The sequence below is a fragment of the Anaerobiospirillum sp. NML120449 genome (assembly GCF_023051105.1).
GTDB lineage: Bacteria > Pseudomonadota > Gammaproteobacteria > Enterobacterales > Succinivibrionaceae > Anaerobiospirillum.
Window position 1 is genome coordinate 35091 of the sequence record NZ_JALKIL010000040.1, and the last position, 9558, is coordinate 44648.

Below are 9558 nucleotides of genomic sequence, written 5' to 3' on the forward strand. Positions count from 1 at the left end.
CAGTCAGACAGCAAACTTACCGGATTTACCATAACATTTAATTTTTGCTGTCACCTTCAGGCAGATCCGGGTTGAACATACATACCTGAGATCGTCTATGCGACACAGTTTGGGGATAAAGACCTAAATTAAAGGAACCTGTTTTTGACAGACAGTTACTGGATTAAGAACAGCATATATACGCTAATTTTGAAATTTTTTGTCCCACCCCAGATCTATTTTTCTAAAATAATAGAATAAATTTAATCTATAAATCTAAATATGTAATAGCTTCATGTGATGGGATCAACAACCTTAATTGGAGCAGTTAAAGAAAACTTTTCATAATACGTTATCTCTCAGTTTTGCATGGCCTCACTAATACGACATTGCCTATGGCAACATTATGTCGCTTGCCATCCTTGCGGTATCTATGAATCACTCGTCCATATGCAGTGATGTATGCCCAGTCTGGGGGAGGCATATCCGTGATAATTTTTAAAATAGCCATCAAAAAAAACCTCAAATCAGCGGGATAACGCTATCCCAATAATTGTACAATTATTGGTTATTTTTCTAACTGTTATTTTACAAATATTCACTGAAAACCTGATTTTTAAGGATTTACGAATAACTTATCTTAGGATAATATTTTTTATTGCCAGTATCCTTTGGGACAAAAAATTTCAAAATTAGCGTATATATCAGACAAGGATCATTACCTGTCTGCATACCATAGATCAGCCTGTACAGCCCACTACATCCCCGTGCCCTGCCTTATGCCGCACTTCGCTCATTATCAGCTCCTCCAGAAACACAAAACCCCACGGGAATTTCTTCCTGTGGGGTGTGGCATTCCTGCCCAGGGCATGAGCTGGCGCTGACATTGACACCGGCACCGTACTGGTGCTGACACTTCCACCGGTTCTGGTGCTGACAATTGCACTGGTGCTGGTACTGGTGCTGACGCTGGCTACGGAGCTTGAGCCTGGTCATGACCTGCTTCGGACCTTATGATTGAACATGTTTATTATGCTCAGAGCGTCTCTGAAGAGCATGACCATCATGGGTATTGAGGACATCATGGACCTGCTGTGCAGGCTCCATATTAATCTTCCTCAGCGTTCTTGCGGGCCTCTGCAGCCTCTTCGAGATTTTCAATTGCTCCCTGCATGAGCTCAGTATGGAAAGAGGTAATGGTGCTGAGCTGCTCCATGGCGCTGATACGGCTTTCATTGCCCTCAGCATTGCTCATATATCCCAGTACCACTGCCATCTTATCGTAATAGTCGATATAGGCATTATGCGCTTTTTCGGCAGCTGCCATGCACTCTCTGGCATTTTCAGTTTCAGAGCAGCTCTTCTTTAGAGCCTCACAGGTGTCCTCAGCCTGCTTGCCAAGGTAAATCTCAGCTTCCTGAACACAGGCCAGACGGTCATTAAAGGTCTTTGCTCTGTCCATACATCGGTCGTAGTCAGGGGACATGTCAGCAGCGTATGAAACACCAATGAACAGTACTGCTGATACAGCGGCCAAAGCGCATAAAGTCTTTCTCATCGTAAAACCTTTTCTCAACTGACCATGATGGTCAGGCCGTTCCCTTATTTGAGCCGGCTTGAGCACCAGTCGGCATTAAGCATGTGACATTTTGCTGCAACCGGGGAACAGCAACCGGCCTGCAGCAACGCATATCATATCGATAGCAAGGACAAATTATATAAGATCACTATTAGCCCACTATTAGCCGGATCTTAAAGCCTGATTACACAGCATTCACGCTTACATACCATCGCAGCCCATAGTACAAAGTCCACTTTCTGTTATTTGAACCGCCGTCAGTAAAAGACTAATGTCACTGACTGTTCTCCACTCCTGCCCCATGCCCGATGAGCACCGCCCGCACCAGGGCCACGCTCTCCCTGGGCTCGGTTATTAACTCTGACGTCATCCCCGGTACAGTTAATTCCCCCGCACCGTGCCCCCGCACCGTGCCCCTCTCCCCGAACTCACAGCTCCAGCCCTGAGCGGGCGTTGCTGACAATACGGTCGATACGGTCAATGATGTTAATGGGCTAATTTATCCATATGGGCTAATCTGGCCAGCGGGCTGCTCTGGCCAGATCCGACTTTCACGTCCCTGCACATACCTGACCGCACATCTGGGCTGCATCCCTGCTCTTTAGTTGCAACTTATGTTTATGCCCGCCATAAAGAGCATAGCCCAGAAGCAGCAAAGCCCAATGGCTCAAACCATCAGGCTTTGCAAAACGTGGTACAGACAAATAACTTACCAGGCTTCATGATTGGCATGAGCAACCTGGCTTAACCTGGCAAAAGATGGGGATATCTGGCTTTTGCCGGTACCCTGGGGAAGTTTGAGCAGGCTGGCTTACACAGAAGCCTGGTCATCAGTAATAAGTAAGAGCAATCCTTTGGGCGCAGTAAAATCGCCGCACTGGACCACAATCCTGTTTGCTTTACTTATCACTTTATAAAGTATTATCACCGGATAAATCAGTAGATACGCAGATCGCCGTTCTCGTCCACCTCATCAAAGTCCCCCTCATCACCCCAGTCTTCATCACTGGTATCTGATAGCTTGGCTGCCCCTGTTGCAGCTGAGCTGGCGCGGGCATTGCCGTAAATGTCGGCGGTGTCAGGGTTTGAGGCTGAAGCTGCTGCAGCGGTAGCGCCTGCAGTGGAGGCTGCGGCCTGAGCTGCGCGGACGGCCTGTGCCAGGGCGCAGCTTGACGGCCACCACATTGGGCGTGATACCTCAAGGGCCTCACGGTAGCGCTCCAGAAGCATTTCCAGCTGATCAGGCTGATAGTCATAGCTGGTCAGCAGGGCTTCAATTTCTTCCTCTGACAGGCTGACATATTCACCAAGCTGCTGCTTTTCGTTGAGAGTAAGTGAGCCAATGGCCACACGCACCAGCTCCTGGACCTCACAGCCCACGGTCTCAAACAGGCGCTTGACCTCATGGTAGCGGCCCTCGGTAAGCTGCACGGCTGCCCAGTACTCTGTCTGTCCCTCATTTTCGCCATTGTGGGCAGACACTGGAGCAGCTACCTGAGGCTCGAAAATATGCAGGGAGCAAGGCAGGTAACGCTTCTTTTCCTCAGGGTGCCTGATACCGGCAGCAAAGCTTTTTACTGCTGATGGCGGAACCTGACGGTCAAGACGGGCAAGGTATACCTTGGAGAGCTGAGTCTTTGGTGAGGTCACGGCATGGTTGAGATCACCATCGTCGGTCACAATGATAAGACCAGTAGTATCAACATCAAGACGGCCTACACAGTGCAGCTGTGTGTGGTGTAATTCGTTTTTGAACAGAGACTGCACGGTATTGAAGTTACGGTCGCGGTCAGCACAGACAAAGTTAAAAGGCTTGTTGAGCATGAAAACACGCTTTTTGAAGGCCTCTGAGGCAGCTACTGCACCTGACTCGTCATCATTAAAACCGGCCACCACAATATGAGCATGCACGCTGATGCGGCCGGCGGCATCTGTTACCACCTCATCATCAACAGTTACATCACCATCCTTGATGGCACGGGTAGCCTGCTGACGGCTCATGCCGGTCAGATGGGCCACAATCTTGTCAAGACGCTGAACTTCCTTTGCTGCTTTAGCCACTGTTTTTACTTCCTGAAAAATTATGCAGCACCTTGCGCTGCCGCAGTACCAGAAACAAATAAATCCCGCCCGCCGCGCCATTACCAGGCACTTACCCCGGGCGACCTGCTGCCTTGCCACGCCTGTCCCCACCGCACTTCCTGTACAGGTACGCAGCTGAGCATTTTGTGCCATGCCCCGACTGCAGGCAGAGCAAAGTCCCAGTAATGCCCCGGCTGCAGCCATGCGGGCAGTACCAGTAATGCCCCGGCTGCAGGCATAAGTGCAGTCCCGGTAATGTTCTGGCAATGCTGGCATGTACAGAGATTCATACCGTAGTAATCTGCACTATGTGTCTGCAGGCAAATCACTCAGGTTTTTTCATGCCCGATATATTGCCTGGCATATCCTGGCAGTACCGGCTGTACACTTTGCCCGGCTGTAAACATATGTTCCATATGCAGTGAGTCTGAGCTTTAAGCAAGCTCTGACCTGAATGGACATACTGAGCATCAGCGGTACATGCCGGGGCTGAACATGACTGGGATGGACAGCAGATGGGTCAGCCAGACCTTGTTGCCTTGCCTTGCTGCCTTGCCTTGATGCCATACCTGTGCATTAAGTATGAGCTCACCCAGAGCTGATCTGTTACAGAGAGGGCCGCTATGGCAGGCATATTACTTATGACAAAGTTGAGTCTGACAGCTGACAGTGACAGGCGTAAGTGTTATCCCACTTTACGAGTGCGCCCGCAGGGCAGCCCATCAGGCCAGCGGCAAAGGCATGGCTGTTAACAGATGCCGGACGGTATGTCTGCGCTGTCCGGGAGGGCGGCCTGTGCTCAGCTTGATAATAAGACGCAAATGCAGGTATTGCCCTGTCTGCAAAAATGACAAAGGCAAAGTCTCCTTATGCCGGAAACTTTGCCTTGTGTGCTGCCCGGGGAATATGCAATTGCAATTGCATTCGTTCCACGAGAGCCTGGGGCCTGAATGCTGCAGCCTCAGCGGCTGCAGACCTGGGCATGTCAGTCCTGATACTTGCGCAGGATCAGGGTAGCGTTGGTGCCGCCAAAGCCGAAGCTGTTGGACATAATGGTCCTGAGCTGAGCATCACGGGTAGAGGTAACGATATCAAAGCCCTTTGCGTACTCGTCCATCTCTGAGATGTTGATGGATGGAGCGATAAAGCTATTTTCCAGCATCAGCAGGGAGAAAATAGCCTCGTTTACACCGGCAGCGCCCAGAGCGTGACCGGACATGGACTTGGTTGAGGAAATGGCAGGGCACTTGTCGCCAAATACCTCACGGATAGCCTCAAGCTCCTTGTTGTCACCAAGCACGGTAGAAGTACCGTGAGTATTGATGTAATCAACTGGAGTATCGCAGGTAGCCAGAGCGCGCTTCATGCAGCGTACGGCACCCTCGCCTGAAGGGGCAACCATCTCGGCACCGTCGGAGGTGGCACCACAGCCCACAATCTCAGCGTAGATACGGGCACCACGTGCTCTTGCGTGCTCCTCGGACTCAACAACTACGATACCGCCGCCGGCAGCGATAACAAAGCCGTCACGGTTGGCATCATAGGCACGGGAGGCAGTTGCAGGAACATCGTTGTAACCGCAGGACAGTGCGCCCATGGCATCAAAAAGGCTGGCAATGGTCCAGTCAGCAGCTTCACCGCCACCGGCGAAGACAATGTCATGACGGCCCAGCATAATCTCATCACAGGCTGCCTGGATACAGTGAGCTGAGGTTGCGCAGGCTGAGCTTAAGGAGAAAGAGGCACCCTTAATCTTGAAAGGGGTAGCAAGACAGGCAGAGGTTGTGGAGCTCATGGTCTTGGTTACGGCATAAGGGCCAATCTTCTTGACGCCCTTGGAGCGCAGAATGTCAGCTGACTCTACAGTGGCCTTTGTTGAACCGCCACCTGAACCTACGATAAGACCGGTGCGCTCATTGGAAACATCGGAATCCTCAAGACCGGCATCAGCAATGGCTTCCTTCATGGCGATATAGGAATAGGCAGCTGCCTCACCCATGAAGCGCAGATCACGACGGTCGATATAATCCTTGAAATCAATGTTGACCATGCCTGCTACCTGGGAACGCATGCCCATGGCTGCAAACTCTTCCTCTCTGACGATGCCGGAACGGCCTTGTCGTAAGGATTCAAGCACGGCCTCTTTACCTGTGCCGATACTGGCAACTATTCCTAAACCGGTAATAACTGCTTTACGCAATGCCATCTAGTTTTCTCCAAGCAGACGATCCAAATTAAAGTACTGCCCCTGAGGCTTAGTCATGCTGATTACCTCAGACGTCTACAGCCGGGACAGGGGCTGAATTGACAGGCAGAACATGCTGCCTCTGTCAATTGCTCACAGACCACCACCATAATTACCAGGCGCCCTTGAACAGGACCACGGCGGCCGTGTACTTCGCCAGCATATCCGGCCAGAAAAAGACACAGTAACGACCTGGCGCAAGGAAAAAATGCTGACAGTTAACAAGTCAACTGAAATACAGGAAAAACCTCGTCAGTTCGCCCGTATGATCATTGATTAGCAAAAAATACAGCTGAGCTGTTATGGCAGTACGGCAAGCCACAGTGGCAAACCGGCACAACCGCAAAATATGATAGCACAGCCTCAATAGACTTTAAAAATTACGGATGTGCCAGATCATGCATAAGACTTACCAGCTGTCCACATGAGCCCAGGTAAACCCAGGCAGCACACTGTGCATGCAGGACAGGCAGTCAAGACATTCATGCAGCCTGTACATTTGCCCCTCTGCCCCTGCAGGCAGGACGTAAAGGCAAGTAAGCATGGCATGACATGGCGCCTGTCCGCCAGCCGTCGCCAGCTTTTACAGCAAGAGTATGACAGGCAGTTAAGGACATGCATGTCCCGGCAAGGTCCGGCACCTCACACCAGGAATAAGTGCAGCATGCCGGCTATTAGCTATAAGCATCAGGCCGTTTGAGGCTCTGCCTGTCTGTGGGCATCAGACCTGTTGATGTATTGCCAGTCCATGGACCGCTGCCAGGATACATCTTCAGGAGCATGACCAGGCTTGTCAGAGCAATTAGCAGCTAAGCCCATTGCTGCATGACCATAGCAAGTCAGTATCTGATCTCCTGGTCGTGGCCTGTGCTTATGCGTGAGCTGTGCTCTGCAGAAGTAAGCGGCATAACCGCATGCCGCCAAGGGGCCAGGCTACAATACTGTACAGCCATGGCAACTGCAGACTTTGAGGGACTGAATCAGACATGCGGCTTGATATCTGTCTGTGCCTGCAGTCATGTCAGCAGCTGACTGCATCCTGCAACTGACATAGTTCTGCAGCTGACTGCATCCTGCAACTTACAGCGCCCGCCCCTGACAGCAAGTCCCTGTTACTCCATGCCAGTACGGGGCTGTGCAGCCCCACTTTTCAGTCCCTTTCAGCCCTTTTCTCAGGGCAGCTGTTTTGGACAGCCTGCCTGAGCAATGCACACCTGCATCATGCCAGACACTACACCCCATCCAGGAAAGGCCGGCCAGAGCATGCGGTTTAGCACGGGCCAGCACAGCTGTGCTCAGATTAGACACAGCTGCTCGCGGCGCATTATTCATATACAGGCTAAGCGCATACAGGCAAAGCCAAAGCCATCAGTGCTCTAGTACTGGCTATGAATACGGCGTATATCCAGGCCGGACAAAGTGAAACTTTTTTATCAAAAACATAGTGTTTTACTGTATGGGAGCGGGCGCTGAGGCTGGCTACCTGGGAAAAATGACCAGCTGATAATGGATTTAATGTCTTACGCCCTGGCCTTTGTTACAATACGCGCCGTCTGTATCTGGCTTTCCCCATGCACGCTGTCGGGGATAAGTGCCCTTTGCAGGACAGCAATACTTCACAGGTCCGGCTCTCTGAGAGTTCTGCCGGACGGCCGTCATGAACGGTTAAATGGTTAGCGTCAGCATGTCACCGGGCAGACAGACTGCCAGGCTGCAGCACAGTGCCCTGAAGCTGCCTGTGCACAGATGACATGCATCAGACATCCAAGGAGCTCCCATATGCGTACCGATTCCCTTTTCTACGAATTTACCGTCAAGTCCCTGCTGCCAGGCATAGTGCTTGGTCTTGCCTGCGTAATCTACGTTGCCTCTCCAATCAAATACATTGGTTCCTTTCTCTTCTCCCTTGGTCTGCTGACCATCATGGTCAAAGAGTACTACCTGTATACAGGCAAGGTGGGAGACTGGACTCCACAGTCGACCTTCAGACTGCTCTACATGTTTGTCCTTAACGGTACGGCCTGTGCCGCTACTGCATGGCTCTTTACCAATACCCGTATTGATCTGTCTGCAGCTCAGGACCTTGCGGCTTACAAGCTCAATGACAACATGCTCTCATCCTTTATTCTGGCTGTAGGCTGCGGTGCCATGATGCACATTGCCTATTACGGCTTCCACAAGGGTAAGAATCCTCTGTATGTCATCATGCCGGTCATGTTCTTTATTCTGGCAGGATTTGAGCACAGCATTGCTGACTGCGGCGTATTTGCCATGGCCGAAGTGGACATGACACTTACCGACTGGACCCGCCTTGGAGTAATTGTGCTGGGCAATGCTGTAGGCACACTGGTGTTCACCAAATTTATCCCCAACCCTCAGGCCCATCCGGTACCATTCCTTTTTAAGTCTGACCTCTACCGCGACAGCCACCATATTGCCCGTGCCATGGTTGCAAGCCAGCAGACCGGGCTCCAGCAGCAGACTGACGCACAGGCCACCACCCAGGCTACTGCCTCGGCCACTGCCCACACAGCTCCAGCCTCTCAGGCATCCGAGCCAGCCTCCCCAACCCCGCACGCCCCAAGCTTTGATATCAACCCGGCCAGCAACGCAGCCGTACAGCCTGCAGTGGTCACGGTAGCCGTTGAGACCTCAGCAGACAAGCGCGACCTCTAATCCACCCGCACAGCATCATGAAGGTGCTGTCCCAATATCCCACTGCAGCGTCGCCCGACGCTGCAGCAACCCCCCACCACTTCCCGGCCCCATCAAGACACAAACCCTTCCCTGCAATACCTGAAATATCTGCATATCTTAGAAATGCCTGCAATAACGGGGATACCTTCAATCCCTGGAATAACTGCATATCTGCATGCCTGCGCAGCCACGTAACCTTCTGCACACTGATCCAAAGGCATCAGATCCACGGTCTGATAATCAATTGAGCACAGTCACCTCAGCACGCAGGGCTGGAAATATACATGCCCGTGTACTTAAGCAAAATATGATATTTATGCCGATTACCAGGCACTAGCACACCAATAATGTCCAAGCATGTTTGTTTTGGGCAGTTTTTCCCAGCACATGAGGTGCATTTTGGAGGCGAAATTACTACTTTATTCCCGATTTTGGGGAAAAATTCAAAATACGTCACAAATTCTGTAAAAACCTGATAAACAGGCCATAAATAGAAAAAGGCTCCTTGTTAAACTGTTAAAAAAACTAACAATCACAGTTAAGGAACCTTTATGACCAACATACTAGCAAGAATCAAGTCATTAGGCTATGGGAAATATATGGCATTACCTCTGCGCCATACGCTCAGACCTGAATACAGAAGGCACTACAGCCCGCCCACCTACCTACCTACCTACCTACCCCAAGGCTGCTCCTGCCATGGGCACTTTCTGCATGGCATACCACCACAGCATCACCTGCCCCTCTTTAAACAGACAGAGAGCACGAAACAACCACACTGTGCGATACAAATCACAGGCTCGCATGCCTGATTGGAGATAACACTCTGGTAACGGTTATGACTGAGGTGAGGATGACACTCTGGTATCCGTCATGGCTGAAGCGAGGATGACACTCTGGTATCCGTCATGGCTGAAGCGAGGATGACACTCTGGTATCCGTCATGGCTGAAGCGAGGATGACACTCTGGTATCCG

General features: G+C 51.1%; 4 protein-coding genes. 1 reads left to right on the forward strand and 3 read right to left on the reverse strand.

Annotation, left to right across the window (positions count from 1 at the left end; all coding sequences use genetic code 11):
* Positions 1-1087 precede the first annotated feature (1087 nt).
* From MXE41_RS10555 to fabB, 3 genes are all read right to left on the reverse strand, one after another.
* Complete coding sequence (locus MXE41_RS10555) at positions 1088-1537, reverse strand: hypothetical protein (RefSeq protein WP_247100461.1); 450 nt, start codon at positions 1535-1537, stop codon at positions 1088-1090.
* Positions 1538-2494: 957 nt separating this feature from the next.
* Positions 2495-3619 carry a pseudouridine synthase gene (locus MXE41_RS10560; RefSeq protein WP_247100462.1) on the reverse strand — a complete coding sequence of 375 codons (1125 nt, stop codon included), beginning with the start codon at positions 3617-3619 and terminating at the stop codon, positions 2495-2497.
* A gap of 1006 nt (positions 3620-4625) precedes the next feature.
* A complete protein-coding gene (fabB, locus tag MXE41_RS10565) occupies positions 4626-5840 on the reverse strand; it encodes a beta-ketoacyl-ACP synthase I (protein WP_247100464.1) in 1215 nt (404 codons plus the stop codon).
* Positions 5841-7664: 1824 nt separating this feature from the next.
* On the opposite strand from fabB, the gene MXE41_RS10570 reads away from it, so the two are divergent.
* The gene (locus MXE41_RS10570; protein WP_247100463.1) at positions 7665-8561 is read left to right on the forward strand and encodes a formate/nitrite transporter family protein; all 897 of its coding nucleotides are present in this window, start codon (positions 7665-7667) and stop codon (positions 8559-8561) included.
* The last annotated feature ends 997 nt before the right edge of the window (positions 8562-9558 follow it).